This window comes from Bathymodiolus japonicus methanotrophic gill symbiont (assembly GCF_019721995.1).
Taxonomy (GTDB): Bacteria; Pseudomonadota; Gammaproteobacteria; order Methylococcales; family Methylomonadaceae; genus Methyloprofundus.
On the sequence record NZ_BLYC01000007.1, the window covers coordinates 117,683 to 133,596 of the forward strand.

Here is a 15,914-nt window from a genome sequence, read left to right on the forward strand (position 1 = left end):
TTTAGCAGGTTTTAGCTAAGTACTACCAGAAGTTTTGTAAATAGCAATACCAATGGAAATTGTCAATGTAACTAAAAATTCTGCTGCGCTGAACTGTATCTCTTTCACAGTCTGTCTAATACTTTGCGCAATCTCCTGCGCCTGTCCCTGATCAGTATTTGCCAGCAGCACGATAAATATTTCTCCCGTATAACGCACTAAAATATCATTATTGTCTAGCTGTGCGCGAAAACAGCAGCCACCGCTATTAAAACCTGGTCAGCTACTGCACGACCATATTCATCATTTAGCTGCTGAAAACCATCTATGCCTAGATAAAAACAGGATAATGGCTCGGTTGCACTATGCGCCCGGATAATTTCGTCATCCAGGCGCTGCTCCAGAAAGTGACGATTATTCACCCCGGTCAAGCTATCAACCATGCTGTTGCGGGTGAGCGCCTCAAAATTCAATTGATTCTCCAGGCAAACCCCGACTACAGCGCTCATATATTCAATATAGTCAGTTGCCATTGAGTCCTCAAATTGTTGCGGGTCTATGCTACCCATATTCAATGTCCCCAGATATTTTCCTCGACGTAACAATGGAATAATGGCAATGCTAGCCGGTTTACGTTTATCGTAGGCAAAAAAATCAGCACATTTTGCGGTTTTATAACTGCCTACGTAGGGTCTGGATGATAGCCCGAAAGTTGCTTGTAAAAGCTTATCATCAGGTAAAATAATCAACTGTGGCTTACTCAGTAAATCAAAACCACCTTCCTGTAGGAAATATTCCAGCTCTCCCTTTGCATCAATAAGACATAAGCCAATATAATCAAGGTTAAAAAGGTCTTGAGCGGTTAAAATATAGTCAAGCATTTCCACCAGAGATTCATGCTTGAGCAGCTCCTTTTCAAACACTTGAAACCGCTGTAATGTAGAGCTATTAGCATGTACACTTCCTAACATACTCTCAAGCTGGCTTTGCAGGGTCATTAAGTCCGATGTTAGACCTTCTTCCAAAATAAATTCCCGACATTTAAAAGCGGTAAATACAAGACTACCAGTTTCAGCAAAAAACGTAAAATATAAATCAAATGACAGAGTCAATAGCACAGCAAATTGCGGCATTACGCCAGCAAATTCATGCGCATAACAATGCCTACTACACCCGGGATGCGCCTACTGTCACCGATGCAGAGTATGACAGACAAATCAGATTACTACGCGAGTTAGAGGAAAAATATCCAGAATATGCAGCAACGGATTCCCCCAGCCTTTCAGTCGGTGGACCGGTGTTATCTTCTTTTAGCAAAATACGCCATGAAATACCTATGCTATCACTGGGTAATGTTTATTCGGAAACTGAACTTAATGAGTTTATCGAGCGTATCCATAATCGCCTGAACAGCACGCAAGAACTGACTTTTTGCGTAGAGCCTAAACTAGATGGACTTGCTATCAGCCTGTTATATGAACATGGTAAACTAACTAGGGCAGCTACTCGAGGTGATGGCAGCATAGGCGAAGATGTCACGCATAATGTTAAAACCATTACTAATATCCCGCATACACTACAAGGCGATAATATCCCGGAACGGCTGGAGGTGCGTGGCGAGGTTATTATGCCAATTGCCGATTTTCTTGCGTTTAATCAACAGGCAACAAACAATGACAGTAAGAGCTTTGTAAACCCAAGAAATGCGGCGGCGGGAAGCCTGCGCCAACTCGACTCGAATATTACCGCGCAAAGACCGCTGGCCTTTTATAGTTATGGTATCGGCATTATAGAAGGCGGCAGCCTAGCTGATAGCCATTATCAGAGATTACAGCAATTAAAAGAATGGGGCTTACCTCTAACGGCTGAAGTCACACTACAAAAAGGCGCAAAGGGCTGTCTTGCCGCTTACCAACAGCTATTAGAAAAACGCCCCACATTAAACTACGAAATAGATGGGATCGTTTATAAAATTGATGCAATTGCATTACAGGAGCAACTAGGCTTTGTTGCTCGCGCCCCCCGCTGGGCAACCGCACATAAATTTCCTGCCCAGGAAGAACAGACAACACTACTCGATGTAGAGTTTCAGGTAGGCAGAACCGGAGCCATAACCCCGGTTGCGATACTGCAACCGGTATTTGTCGGCGGAGTAACTGTCAGTCGCGCAAGCCTGCATAATGCCGACGAGATAGCGCGGCTAGAATTAAAAATTGGACACACCGTTATTATCAGACGCGCGGCGGATGTTATTCCACAAATAGTTAAAGCGATAGCTGATACCAAGACAGGCAGCGAAACACAAAAAGACATTATCTTTCCAGTTAAATGTCCCGTCTGCGACTCTGAAATTGAGCGCATAGAAGGCGAAGCCATCGCCCGCTGTACGGGTGGTTTATATTGTGCTGCCCAGCGCAAACAGGCAATAAAATACTTTGCTTCGCGCAAAGCCATGAATATAGACGGGCTAGGAGTGAAAGTCGTCGAACAATTAGTCGATGAACATTTGATCAATACTCCAGCTGATTTGTTTACCCTCACAGCCGAACAACTTATCCCACTTGAACGCATAGGGGCTAAAAAAGCCGAAAAACTGCTCAATGCGATACAGCAATGCAAACAAACCACACTGGCAAAATTCATCCTGGCACTCGGCATACGCGAAGTAGGCGATGCGACAGCAAAGAACCTGGCAGAACATTTTCTAACCCTGGATGCGATACAAAATGCCTCTATAGAAGATCTTGAACAGGTCGATGATGTCGGTGCTATAGTCGCAAAGCATATCGTGACATTTTTTCGCCAGCCGCATAACCTGGAAGTCATTCATGCCCTTCTGGCAGCAGGAATACAATGGCCTGAAGTTCAGGCAAAAGCCGAACAAAAATTGCCTCTGGCGGGTAAAACATTTGTCTTGACAGGAACCTTAGCCCACACCAGCAGAAATGATGCAAAACAGGCATTACAAGCTTTAGGGGCAAAGGTGTCTGGCAGTGTTTCTAAAAATACAGATTATGTTGTCGCAGGAGAGTCAGCCGGGTCTAAATTAAGTAAAGCCCAGGACTTGGATATTACCATTTTAAGCGAAGATGGCTTACTCAACATCTTGAAAGATAACCCTTAGATCAAAACAGCCATAAGCAGGCTAAGGTTTTTTTCCATTTACCTTAATAAACCTAAAAAAACCATCAATATCATGGTTATGCTCTAAAGCATAAGATTCACGTAATTCCCTTGTTTCTTTTAGAATTGGATCAGACCACATATTAGTTACTCCTCAAGTAATTCAGTTGGTGTGCAAATAATAGGTGGCTCAAAGCTCATTTCTCGGCACACTTGTTCAATTTTTGGACGCATTATTGCATTGGCAATATGCTTGCAGTTCCATGTGAGTAAGAACTCAACACCATGAGTAGCTGCTACCGCAACATGGAAAGCATCAATTTCAGCTTTTGTAGGTAATGAACCCTGAGAAATCAAAGATCTTGCCAGTTTCGCCGTTGTATCTAAGACTTCTAACTCAGCTATGCCTTCAATTGCAGCAAGTCGCTTTGCCGCTGCATTTTTATCTCCGCGAGATGCTTCAATAACTGAAGTTTCCCAATAATTATTTATGGTAAAATTGAAACTATGCTACAACTATATGAAAAAAATAGTCTTTTCATTCGTTTCAAATGCTATTGCCTAAGGGGAATTAAGTAGGGGTTTGCTATAAACATGGCAAAACCACCTAAAATAAACCTCGATACACCAGCATGGTGTATTTCAGCTACTCAATAATTGGGAAACTTCAGTTGAATATTAATGTAATGATCATAACTACCTGGCACCTGTTGGGTGAGTATACTCCGCTTTACGGTTTATGAATAAATCTGCGCACAAAATACTGCATCATAACTCTTGCCAATGGCTAAGGCCATTGTCTGCAAGTTCTACCTTGTCTTTCGCACTCAGATTTGTCACAAAATCCGTGCTCAACTGTGGTTTCCAGGATAATGAATCAGCGGCTTATTGAGCTAGAACAAAAAATAGGCGTATCACACTTAGCAAAGATTGATGAGCCATTTATTACCAATCAGGGGCTAGAGCGGGATGATTTATTACACCCGGTTATTTCCGGCAATAAATGGCGCAAACTAAAATATATTCTGCAACATGCGGTGTCACTCAATACCCGCAAGATTATTTCTATGGGGGTGGGCATATTCAAATCATCTGTATGCCCTGGCTTATGCGGGTCACGAATTAGGCATAGAAACTTTAGGCATCATCAGAGGCGAGCGCCCCGAGACGTTGAACCCCAGCTTAAGCGATATGCAGGCATGGGGAATGGCTTTGGAACTTGTCTCACGTAGCGATTATCGGCAACTCAGAACATATAAGCAAAATAATGCTTTCCCCGGATTAAGCCCTGGCGAATATTGGTTGCCTGAAGGAGGCGCGTTAAATCTGGCATTGCAAGAAGTTGCTGAATTAGTGGCAGAGATCGATATAGATTACGATGTGCTTTGCGTGCCCTGTGGTACAGCAACAACAATGGCAGGGCTTGTCAATGCAGTTGCCGGGCAGAAACAGGTGCATGGGTTTGCTGCCCTAAAGGGAGCAGGTTTCTTAAAGGATGAGCTAGATAATTTTTTAGCACACAGTGCTGGGAGTTCTTTCGACTGGAGTATACATTTACAGTATCATTTCGGTGGTTTTGCTAAAATAAGCTCTGAACTACTACACTTTATACAACAGTTTGAGCAAACGCATAATATAAAATTAGAGCCTGTGTATACAGGTAAAATGCTGTATGGAATTTATGACTTAATCAGGCTGGGCTATTTTAAGTCGGGACAAAAAATAATTGCTATACACACGGGGGGATTACAAGGCAATCGTGGCTTTGTATCTGTACCGATTTAGATGTAAATAAGGCACAAGAGTAGATAATACGATGGCTGAAAAAAAACAGACGGTAACAGAAATAGACTTAAGTGATCCCACTTTATATTACAACAGAGAGCTAAGCCTGTTAGAGTTTAACGACCGGGTTTTAGCGCAAGCAAAAGATGAAAATATTCCCTTATTAGAGCGCCTTAATTACTTGTGTATTTCCTGTTCTAACCTGGATGAGTTTTATGAAGTCAGAGTTGCCAGTGTTATCCAGATAGCGGAAATGGATCCCCATGTCACCGCGAATGATGGCCTGAACGCGCAGGAACAATTGCAGGTTATAGCTGTTAAGGTGCATGAGCTGGTCGCTGAGCAGTATCGGGTGCTGCATGAATTAATGATTCCGCAATTAGCGGCAGAAGATATCCGCTTTATTCGCCGTGCTGACTGGACTGAGCAACAGCAGCAATGGATAAAGACTTTTTTTCATGAAGAATTACAGCCGATTTTAACACCGGTAGGTCTGGATTCTGCACACCCATTTCCACGTATCTTAAATAAAAGTTTAAATTTTATTATTACCTTAACCGGGAAAGATGCCTTTGGCCGTAATAGTGGCCGTGCCATTTTACAGGCACCTAGAGCGCTGCCTAGAATTATTCCTCTGCCCGCTGATGAAACGGGTGGCGGGGAACATGATTTTGTGTTTTTATCCTCGATTATTCATGCCTTTATTGATCAATTATTTAATGGTATGAACGTGAAATGTTGTCATCAATTTCGTGTGACGCGTAATAGCGACCTGTATGTTGATGATGATGCGATAGATGATTTGCTGAATGCGGTAGAAGGCGAGCTGGCGATGCGTAATTATGGTGATGAAGTACGCCTTGAAATTGATGGCAAGTGTGCCGAGGATACGACTAACTTTTTAGCAGCGCGATTTGGTATTACGGATGATCAGGTTTTTTTAGTCAATGGCCCGGTGAATTTAAGTCGAGTTCAGGAGGTCGTTGCTTTAGTTAACCGTCCTGATTTAAAGTTCGGGCTTTATAAAGCATCGATACCGGCGCAATTATCACGTAATAAAAATTATTTTGATGCCATAAAAAAACAGGATATATTGCTACACCATCCTTATGAGTCATTCACACCCGTGGTGGAATTTATACGTCAGGCTGCAGTAGCCCCTGATGTCTTGGCAATAAAACAGACCTTGTATCGAACCAGTGTAGACTCACCTATTATCAATGCCTTGCTCAAGGCGGCGAGAGCGGGAAAAGAAGTCACTGTGGTCATCGAGTTACGTGCCCGGTTTGATGAAAAGGCTAATATTACCCTGGCTGCCAGATTACAAGATGCGGCAGTGAATGTTGTATATGGTGTCGTAGGTTATAAAACGCATGCCAAAATGTGTCTGGTAGTACGCAAAGAAGGCAAGAAGTTTAGGGACTATGTGCATTTAGGTACGGGAAACTATCACCCGAAAACAGCCCAGTTCTATACGGATTACGGCTTGTTCTCATCCAGTAAAGAACTAGGTGAAGATGTCAGAAAAGTTTTTGTGCAGCTAACCAGCCTGGGTAAAGTAATCAAGTTAAATAAACTGCTACAATCTCCGTTTACTCTGCATAAGGGGCTGCTTGCTAAAATTGAGCGTGAAATTGATTTTGCCAAAAAAGGCGAGCCTGCAAAACTCATTTTTAAAGTCAATTCCGTGGTCGAAGAGCAGGTGATTCAGGCACTCTACAGAGCGTCACAGGCTGGGGTTGAGGTTAGGCTTATTGTGCGTGGAATCTGTTCATTAAGACCGGGTATTAAAGGGGTATCTGATAATATTGAGGTGCGCTCGATTATTGGCCGCTTTCTTGAGCATACCCGGGTTTATACATTTGAAAATGGTGGCAGCCAAGAGGTTTATGCATCCAGTGCTGACTTGATGAACCGCAATATGTTCAGACGCGTAGAGATTGGTTTTCCAATAGAAAATAAGCGCTTAAAACAGCGGGTGCTGAGTGACCTGGAATGTTATTTGCGAGACAATTCCCAGGCCTGGATTATGCAAAGTGATGGCAGTTATATGCAGTGTGTGCCTAAAGGTGATGTTTTCCGTGTGCAAAATGAGCTAATGGAGCAGTATTGCGTGAAATAGCCAGTCTATCCCCGTATAAAGTAAAACTACTGTTATGATAGAAACCAGTGAAGAATATATTGACTGAAGTTTCCCAATAATTATTTATGGTAAAATTGAAACTATGCTACAACTATATGAAAAAATAGTCTTTTCATTCGTTTCAAATGCTATTGCCTAAGGGGAATTAAGTAGGGGTTTGCTATAAACATGGCAAAACCACCTAAAATAAACCTCGATACACCAGCATTGTGTATTTCAGCTACTCAATAATTGGGAAACTTCAGTTGCCTATATAAAACCCCATAAATTAGATAATATTATGCTGGCGTTGCATGGGATTAAAAAATTAACGGGAATCAGCGTATTAAAGAGCTTGAAGAAAGTTTAAAAAAAGAAGCACATCTGCCAGTGAAAAAAACATCTAAGTGGCAGAAAATGGTACAGGAAATTGAAGAAAAAGCATTTGATTTAGGTGATTATACGGATGTATTTAATCGGGATAGAGAGGAATTTAGACAATCAATTACCTTTGATGAATAAGTAAAAATGAAGTACCTATTCGATTCTAATGTTGTTTCCGACATCTATAACATTTCGTCCGTTAACCACGCTGTAGTTATAAAAAAATTACTTAGCTTGAAAGAAAATGATGAAATATTTGTTTCTATTTTAACGATATACGAATTTGAATATGCCTTTGCAAACTCACCAGAACATAAGAAGGTTGAATTACAGGCGACGATTCAGCAGATTCAGCAGATTCAGCAAGACTTTGTTGTTTTGCCATTGACTCCATCTGAAGCTAAGATTTTTGGTGATTTGAAAAAGCAATTTAAAGAATTAAGAAAAGCTAAACGGGAGACGCTTAAAAAGCATACTCTGGATTTAATGATAGCTGCCAGCGCAATAGGTCAGGGTATTGTTTTAGTCAGTGCTGATAAAATATATAAGGATATTCAGTTTCTTGATTCTGAGCTAAAGCTTGATTGTAGTTAAGGTATATCATACATGGTCACGGCTTACTAGAACTCAGTTGTTCCTTGCTAACTATCTTAGTTAATGACAGTGACTCCGCCGGTAACAAGAAAAATTTGTAAATAAGATATTAATGCCTCCCATATTAAAAACTCTCTTTATTATTCTAAGCTATCTATGTCTGTTTGCCTGCAATGAACAGGTGCTGAATAATCCATATCCCGCGTCAGCAGATAAAGGCCTGGCAGTTTTATATTCTTCTTTTTCTGAGCGTCCCCGGCACCTGGATCCGGCAAAGTCCCATAGTTCCAATGAATATGTTTTTATCGGCCAGATTTATGAGCCGCCGTTTCAGTACCATTACCTAAAACGTCCGTATGAGCTAGAGCTGTTAACCGCAACGCAAATGCCCGAAATTATTTACTTGGATAGTGCAGGCCAGGTTTTAGCGGAAGATACCCCGGCTGAACAAATCGCCTTTTCAGATTATATTATTGCTATTAAGCCGGATATCCAGTATCAGCCTCATGCTGCGCTAGCCAGGAAAAAGCAAGGTGGATATTTGTATCATCAGCTTACACCACAGCAATTATCCCGGATAACGCAGCTAAGTGATTTTACCCAGACCGGTACGCGTGAATTAACTGCGGCTGATTATGTACACCAAATAAAGCGCCTGGTACATCCTCAAATTTCCTCACCCATAGCCGAGCTGATGAAACAATATATTGCGGGTTTGAGCGATTATGCCCTAACCATAAAAGATCAGCCACGTACTGCGCTGAAAGATTTCGCGATTAGCGGTGTCGAGGTCATAGATAAATATCGCTACAAAATACGCATAAAAGGTAAGTATCCGCAATTTATCTATTGGCTGGCTATGCCATTTTTTGCGCCGATGCCGTGGGAGGCGGATGCCTTTTATAGCCAGCAAGGGTTGATTGATAAAAATATTACCCTGGACTGGCAGCCACTAGGCACAGGTCCTTTTATGCTGGAAGAAAATAACCCAAACCTGCAGATGGTGATGCTTAAAAATCCTAATTACCATGCCGCCTTTTACCCACATGAAGGTGAGCCAGGCGATAGGGAAAAGGGTTTGTTAGACGATGCGGGTAAGCGCTTACCCTTTATTGACAAAGCCGTTTATCGGCTGGAAAAAGAAACCATTCCTTACTGGAACAAATTTCTACAAGGGTATTATGATGCCTCGGGTATTGCATCCGATAGCTTTGACCAGGCGGTGCAATTTACCGGTGATGGTGAGCTAGGTCTAACGCCATCAATGTTGGATAAAGGCATGCAGTTACAAACCGCAGTAACCAGCTCTATCTTTTACATGGGCTTTAATATGCTGGACTCAGTGGTCGGTGGTGATAGCGAACGGGCACGTAAATTACGCCTGGCAATATCCATCGCTATCGATTATGAAGAATATATTTCTATTTTTATGAATGGACGAGGGGTCACAGCACAAGGGGTCATTCCACCCACAATCTTTGGCTTCAGTGAAGGAGAGCAGGGCATTAATACCTATGTTTATGACTGGGTTGGCGAACAGGCCCGACGTAAACCCTTACAGGAGGCCAGACATTTAATGCAAGAGGCAGGTTATGCAGAGGGTATCGATGCCTCAACCGGTGAAGCATTGATTTTATATCTGGATACAGCAGCCAGTGGTCCTGATGATAGAGCGCGACTAAACTGGTATCGTAAACAGTTTTCCAAGCTGGGTATACAACTGGTAATACGGGCAACGGATTACAACCGCTTCCAGCAGAAAATGCTCAATGGCAATGCGCAAATTTTTATGTGGGGCTGGAACGCGGACTACCCGGATCCGGAAAACTTCTTCTTCCTCTTATATGGTGCAAATGGCAAGGTTGAGCATGGGGGAGGAAATGCAGTAAATTATCAGAATAATGAGTTTGATCGCCTGTTTAAGCAAATGAGTAATATGGAAAATAGTCCAGAGCGCCGGGCGATGGTAGAAAAAATGCAGGAAATCATTCGCCATGATGCCCCCTGGGTGTATGGGTTTCATCCAAAAAGTTTTTCCTTATTTCATAGCTGGTATCATAATTTAAAGCCTAACTTAATGGCTAATAATAAACTAAAATACCAGCGTATAGACCCACGGCAACGCGAGCAACTAAGACAGCAATGGAACCAGCCAGTATTATGGCCGATTATCGGACTGGTTTTTCTTATGGTTTTGCTGGTTCTGCCGGCAGTACGCAGCTTTCAACGCCGTGCAAAAGAGACGATTAAGTAATGTTTAATTATATCCTGCGACGTTTTATCTATGCCTTTCCCTTATTACTAGGGGTCAATATCCTTACCTTTGTGCTGTTTTTTATCGTCAATAGCCCAGATGATATGGCGCGTATGCAACTAGGTCAGAAGCATGTTACCGAGCAGGCGATTGATAACTGGAAGCAGCAGCGTGGCTATGACTTGCCATTATTGTTTAATCCGACCAAGACTGGGCTGGATAAAATTAAAGCCACCATTTTTTACCAAAAATCCCTGCGCTTATTTGCCTTTGATTTTGGCATTTCAGATAGTGGCAGGAATATAGACCAGGATATACAGCAACGTATGTGGCCCAGTTTAGCAGTGGCTTTACCCTCGCTGATAGTCGGTTTAATTGTTAATATCAGCGTTGCCTTAATGATGGTGCTATTTCGGCAGAGCTATCTGGAATTTAGCATAATCGTGCTGTGTATTATTATTATGTCGATTTCTTCTTTATTCTATATTATTGGTGGGCAGTTTATTATCGGTAAATTACTGATGCTGGTGCCGATCTCTGGTTACGATACCGGGATCAATGCCTACAAATTCCTGATACTGCCCGTGCTTATCAGCGTAGTGTCTGGCGTAGGGGCAGGGGCGCGTTGGTACCGTACCTTATTCCTAGAAGAAATAGAGCAGGATTGTGTGCGTACTGCGCGGGCAAAAGGACTGACAGAAACACAGGTGCTTTTTAAACATGTACTAAAAAATGCCATGATTCCAATTCTTACGGGCGTGGTGGTTGTGCTGCCATTACTCTTTATGGGGAGCCTGATTACCGAGTCATTCTTTAGTATTCCAGGCTTAGGCAGTTATACGATAGATGCGATTAATAGCCAGGATTTTGCCATCGTTAGGGCCATGGTATTTCTAGGCTCTGTACTATATATCATAGGCTTATTGCTAACCGATATTTCCTACACACTGGTTGATCCGCGCGTGCGGTTGAGCTAGGCCAGGGCGGGATGTCTTGCTCTGAGCGGAAAAGGTGACACCATTTATAAGTTTTTAAAATCATAACCGAAAGCCCTTATTTCTGGTACCAATTCCCTGCTATCTCATAATCGAATAAATCAAACGGGAGCTAATGGAGCAACGATGAGCAGAGCTAGGAGCAAAGGGGGCATGGATCAAGGGGGGCAGAGTCGATTGATACAGCCTTTTTCTTTTAATAACTCAGAGCTCCTATCTCACTCCGCGCGACTTTGGCTCCTTTGATTTATTTGACATGCTAAATTACTAGGGCTATTGTATCTACAATTAGATATACGTAGAGAGAAGCTATCATGGAAACAGAAATAAAAAAATGGGGCAATAGTGCTGCTGCCAAGTAAAATTCTCGTTGCTGCTCGCATTAGCACCGGTAGTTCTATTTCAATCGAAGTAAAAGGTCGAAAAATCATTATAGAGGAAATTGCAGAGCCGAAAGCAAAGCGACTTAAATTTCCTTTTAGTGAACAAGCATTACTGGAAGGGCTAACTCCCGAATTAGCTCATGCTGATGAAACATATAGGAATAATTTTGTTATTTGAGTATCTGTCAGGCGTACATATTTCATGTCTTTAATAAAAATTTTGTGACGTAATACAGTCTTTATTCTTTATAAAATTCACGTTCTAATTGTTTGAGTGAAGAAGTTTCCAGGTTTTTTTCTGGCACGTACATCCCCCATAGCTGCCTGAGTTTCTTTATTGGGTAATGTAACATTAAAAGGTAAGCCTCGTTTAGCAACAATTAGGTTGGTAAAGATATTAACAGCTTCACTAAAGTTTAAGCCAAGATCAGCAAGGATTTGTTTTGCTTCTGCCAGTTTTTTTTGGTCTAAACGTAAGCTTGTTTGTGTTTTTGTACTCATATTGTAGAATCCTTGGGTAACATAAATATATAGCATACCATATGGGTTGCTATTTTCTCTAGAAAAGTATCTTCCCAAGGGAAACTCGGGAGCTTTAGCAAGATCAAGAAGGTAGGGGTCAGCCAGCTTGATTTAGTAGGTACAGCAAAACCATCCAGCCATTTTAAAGTGGTTTAGAATGTATACTTTAATTGACGCTTATATTCATCGAGCTGAAGTTTCCCAATAATTATTTATGGTAAAATTAAAACTATGCTACAACTATATGAAAAAATAGTCTTCTCATTCGTTTCAAATGCTATTGCCTAAGGGGAATTAAGTAGGGGTTTGCTATAAACATGTGCAAAAAACCACTAAGAATAAACCTCGATCACCAGCATGGTATTTCAGTCCAGCACCGCTCAATAATTGGTTAGGTTGGTAAAGATATTAACAGCTTCACTAAAGTTTAAAGCAAGATCAGCAAGGATTTGTTTTGCTTCTGCCAGTTTTTTTGGTCTAAACGTAAGCTTGTTTGTGTTTTGTACTCATATTGTAGAATCCTTGGGTAACATAAATATATAGCATACCATATGGGTTGCTATTTTCTCTAGAAAAGTATCTTCCCAAGGGAAACTCGGGAGCTTTAGCAAGATCAAGAAGGTAGGTCAGCCAGCTTGATTTATAGTAGTACAGCAACCATCCAGCCATTTTAAAGTGGTTTAGAATGTATACTTTAATTGACGCTTATATTCATCGAGCTGAAGTTTCCCAATAATTATTTATGGTAAAATTAAAACTATGCTACAACTATATGAAAAAATAGTCTTCTCATTCGTTTCAAATGCTATTGCCTACGCGCGTTGAATAGGCTTTAGTAATGCCTAAAACATAGTCAATATCTAAAGGCCCTACGCCTGTTCCCGTTGCTGCACCACCTGCTGTAGTATTGGAAGATGTAACATAGGGGTAAGTACCATGATCAATATCTAGCAATGCACCTTGCGCACCTTCAAATAATATATTACTGCCTTCAGACTGATAGCCATGTAATTTTTCGGAAACATCAATCAACATGGGTTTTATATGCTCGGCTAATTCCAGAGAATCGGCCAGCATGGTATCAAAATCAACTGCAGGTACTTTATAGTACTCAGTCAGCATAAAATTATGAAATGCTGTTAATTCGCGTAATCTTTCAGTGAATAGTTCAGTATTTAACAAATCTGCTGCGCGTATGCCACGCCGCGCAATTTTATCTTCGTAAGCTGGCCCAATTCCGCGCCCTGTCGTGCCTATCGCTTTTGCACCTTTAGCCACTTCCCGAGCCTGGTCTATGGCAACATGGATTGGCAATATCAGTGCGCATGCTTCACTAATTAATAGACGCTCACACACCGGAATGCCTGCTGCTTCCAGTATTTTAATTTCCTTAAGCAAGGCCTCAGGTGATAACACTACGCCATTGCCGATTAAACATTGTACGTCTTCACGCAGGACACCCGAAGGGACTAAATGTAAAACCGTCGTTTTGCCATCAATCACCAATGTATGTCCGGCGTTATGTCCACCTTGAAAGCGCACCACTGCTTTTGCCTGATCGGTTAGCAGATCTACTAACTTGCCTTTGCCTTCATCGCCCCATTGCGTGCCGATCACTACAACATTTTTACCCATAACAGTTCCAGATTAATTTAACGGGACAAGAACCCAGTTCTTATCAATTTTTTCTAATTTTTGCTGACCAGCAAACGGCTCTGCATTATCCTGCTGGCCAGATAACTGCTTGATGACTATGCACCCAGTCGCGCGTAGATCGCGTATTTTATCATCCAGCGTACGATCGCCGGGAGCGTATGGTGCGAAAACTTTAACCTGGTCATCTGCTACCTTATCCTGCTTAGTCAGTGCTGCCAGAACTTTTAGGTCTGCACTAAAGCCGGTTGCCGGTCTGGCATTGCCAAAAATTTGACCGATATTATCGTAACGTCCGCCACGCGCTATTTCCTTACCAACTTCAGGAACAATCGCGGCAAACACCATGCCTGTATGGTAATGATATCCACGCAATTCTGCCAGGTCGAAACTGATGGTTAATTCAGGATAGTAACTGTGCAGAATATCCGCTAGTTCTTCTAGTTGTGTGAGTGCCTTGTTAACACTTGCATCTACCGAAGCAAACACAGCTTTTGCTTTAGCTAATACCGATTTATCGCCATTTAATTTAGGTAATGCGAGAAACACTTTCTGTATGTCTGAGCTTACCGCATAGCTGTCTATAAGCTCACTCAATTCACAATTGGCCTTACGTTGCAAGACCTCGAATAATGCCAGCTCTTGCTCCTCAGTCAAATTCGCCTGTGCCACCAGTCCACGGTAAATACCCACATGACCTAAATCCAGATGCACATTTTTCAACCCCGCCATTGCCAGAACTTCCAGCATCAACTGAATCACCTCGGTATCACTATCTATACCGGAATGACCAAATAGTTCCGCGCCAATTTGCATCGGAATCCGGGTTTTATACAAAGCACCACCACGTGTATGCAGTGTCGTACCTTCATAGCAAAGCCGCGAAACTTGCTGATGACTTAAGCTATGCGCATCAATTCTTGCGACCTGTGGGGTCATATCCGCACGTATGCCTAACATTTCACCGCTAAGTTGATCAGTTAACTTAAAGGTCTGCAAGTTCAAGTCATGCGCTGATCCGGTAAGCAAGGAATCCAGATAGTCAATAAATGGCGGAACTACTTTTTCATAACCCCAACACTCGAATACATCAAGCAACTGTCGCCGTAAAAATTCCAGGCGTTGCGCATCTGCAGGCAAAATTTCTTCAACACCATCTGGCAGTAGCCAAGGGTCTCTTTGTAACATGATATTTATCCAGTTCACACAAAAACGCCCCATATAAATGGAGCGCTTATTCGATCAATTCAAGTCAGTTCAATTACTTCATCTTCTTGAAATATTTAAAGAAATCTGAATCTGGCTCAGTTACCATAAGATTTCCCGAATTAGCAAAGGTTTCTTTATATGCTGCCATGCTCCGATAAAAAGCATAAAACTCTATATCTTCTCCGTAAGCCTTAGCATAGATTTCAGATGCAGTCGCATCACCCTGTCCTTTAGCAACCTCAGCATCACGGTAGGCGTTCGCTAGAATAATTTCTTTCTGCTTATCCGCATCCGCACGGACACGCTCTGCTGCTTCTGAACCCTGAGATCTAAATTCACGAGCAACACGGGCACGCTCTGCTTCCATACGACTGTAAACTGATTGGCTGACCTCTTTAGGCAAATCAATACGTTTTACTTGTACATCCACAATTTCAATACCCAAATTGGCAGCGGCACTGGCTGTATTAGCAATCAATGCTTCACGTACAGCACGACGGTCAGTAGAAACCAGCTCTTTAATATCCCGCTTACTGAACTGACTACGGAATGCATCTTTAATAATTTGATCCAGACGCACATTAGCCTGATAAGTATCACCTGCCACCGAGGTATAAAACGTTGTGACATCGCCGATGCGCCATTTAACAAATGAATCAACAATCACATTCTTCTTTTCAGCAGTCAAGAACCGCTCTGGTGATGAATCCAGGGTTAAAATACGTGAATCAAATTTCTTAACATTATTAATGAAGGGCATTTTAAAATGTAAGCCGGGCTTATAGTCCGACTTCATAATTTCCCCAAATTTAAATTTTATGGATTTTTCTGTTTCGCTAACAGTAAAAACACTCATCATAATAACGGTAAAAACTACCCCAAGAGTAACTAAAATTTTATTTGCTGTCATG

Annotated in this window: 12 protein-coding genes and 2 pseudogenes; 8 read left to right on the top strand and 6 right to left on the bottom strand. The window is 41.9% G+C overall.

From position 1 onward, the window contains the following. Window positions 1-15: 15 nt before the first annotated feature. Window positions 16-1,112: pseudogene (locus tag K6984_RS11905) on the bottom strand (DUF484 family protein). Between K6984_RS11905 and ligA the strand changes: the two are divergent. Beyond that, entirely contained in the window at window positions 1,079-3,103 is a 2,025-nt protein-coding gene (ligA, locus tag K6984_RS11910) for an NAD-dependent DNA ligase LigA (RefSeq protein ID WP_221895728.1), read from the top strand. The pseudogene K6984_RS11905 and the gene ligA overlap by 34 nt on opposite strands. Before the next feature lie 146 nt (window positions 3,104-3,249). On the opposite strand, the gene K6984_RS11915 is transcribed toward ligA, so the two are convergent. Continuing rightward, complete coding sequence (locus K6984_RS11915) at window positions 3,250-3,459, bottom strand: PIN domain-containing protein (RefSeq protein WP_221895729.1); 210 nt, start codon at window positions 3,457-3,459, stop codon at window positions 3,250-3,252. 675 nt (window positions 3,460-4,134) lie between these two features. On the opposite strand from K6984_RS11915, the gene K6984_RS11920 reads away from it, so the two are divergent. From K6984_RS11920 to K6984_RS11945, 7 genes are all read left to right on the top strand, one after another. Beyond that, entirely contained in the window at window positions 4,135-4,887 is a 753-nt protein-coding gene (locus K6984_RS11920) for a 1-aminocyclopropane-1-carboxylate deaminase/D-cysteine desulfhydrase (protein ID WP_230988035.1), read from the top strand. A gap of 31 nt (window positions 4,888-4,918) precedes the next feature. After that, on the top strand, window positions 4,919-7,009 hold the full coding sequence (gene ppk1 / locus K6984_RS11925) for a polyphosphate kinase 1 (protein ID WP_221895730.1): 2,091 nt from the start codon (window positions 4,919-4,921) through the stop codon (window positions 7,007-7,009). 390 nt (window positions 7,010-7,399) lie between these two features. Further along, entirely contained in the window at window positions 7,400-7,531 is a 132-nt protein-coding gene (locus tag K6984_RS33370) for a hypothetical protein (RefSeq protein WP_263458731.1), read from the top strand. Window positions 7,532-7,537: 6 nt separating this feature from the next. Continuing rightward, window positions 7,538-7,987, top strand: coding sequence for a type II toxin-antitoxin system VapC family toxin (locus K6984_RS11930; RefSeq protein ID WP_221895731.1), 450 nt, complete (start codon window positions 7,538-7,540; stop codon window positions 7,985-7,987). A gap of 112 nt (window positions 7,988-8,099) precedes the next feature. Next, window positions 8,100-10,241 (top strand): ABC transporter substrate-binding protein, encoded by a 2,142-nt coding sequence (locus K6984_RS11935; RefSeq protein WP_221895732.1) that lies wholly within the window; start codon window positions 8,100-8,102, stop codon window positions 10,239-10,241. Continuing rightward, complete coding sequence (locus K6984_RS11940; protein ID WP_221895733.1) at window positions 10,241-11,218, top strand: ABC transporter permease; 978 nt, start codon at window positions 10,241-10,243, stop codon at window positions 11,216-11,218. Before K6984_RS11935 ends, K6984_RS11940 begins: the two co-directional genes overlap by 1 nt. 363 nt (window positions 11,219-11,581) lie before the next feature. Further along, window positions 11,582-11,797, top strand: coding sequence for an AbrB/MazE/SpoVT family DNA-binding domain-containing protein (locus K6984_RS11945; RefSeq protein ID WP_230988036.1), 216 nt, complete (start codon window positions 11,582-11,584; stop codon window positions 11,795-11,797). Between the two features lie 77 nt (window positions 11,798-11,874). On the opposite strand, the gene K6984_RS11950 is transcribed toward K6984_RS11945, so the two are convergent. The 4 genes and pseudogenes from K6984_RS11950 to hflC all read right to left on the bottom strand — a co-directional run bounded on the left by K6984_RS11950 (window position 11,875) and on the right by hflC (window position 15,913). Further along, the gene (locus tag K6984_RS11950) at window positions 11,875-12,120 is read right to left on the bottom strand and encodes a type II toxin-antitoxin system RelB/DinJ family antitoxin (RefSeq protein ID WP_221895734.1); all 246 of its coding nucleotides are present in this window, start codon (window positions 12,118-12,120) and stop codon (window positions 11,875-11,877) included. Window positions 12,121-12,948: 828 nt separating this feature from the next. Continuing rightward, window positions 12,949-13,776 (bottom strand): annotated as a pseudogene (locus tag K6984_RS11955) (adenylosuccinate synthase); the annotation flags it as partial. Between the two features lie 12 nt (window positions 13,777-13,788). Next, window positions 13,789-14,982: an ATP phosphoribosyltransferase regulatory subunit gene (locus tag K6984_RS11960; RefSeq protein WP_221895806.1), complete on the bottom strand. Its 1,194-nt coding sequence runs from the start codon at window positions 14,980-14,982 to the stop codon at window positions 13,789-13,791. A gap of 73 nt (window positions 14,983-15,055) precedes the next feature. Next, a complete protein-coding gene (gene hflC / locus K6984_RS11965; protein ID WP_221895736.1) occupies window positions 15,056-15,913 on the bottom strand; it encodes a protease modulator HflC in 858 nt (285 codons plus the stop codon). Window position 15,914: the final 1 nt, after the last annotated feature.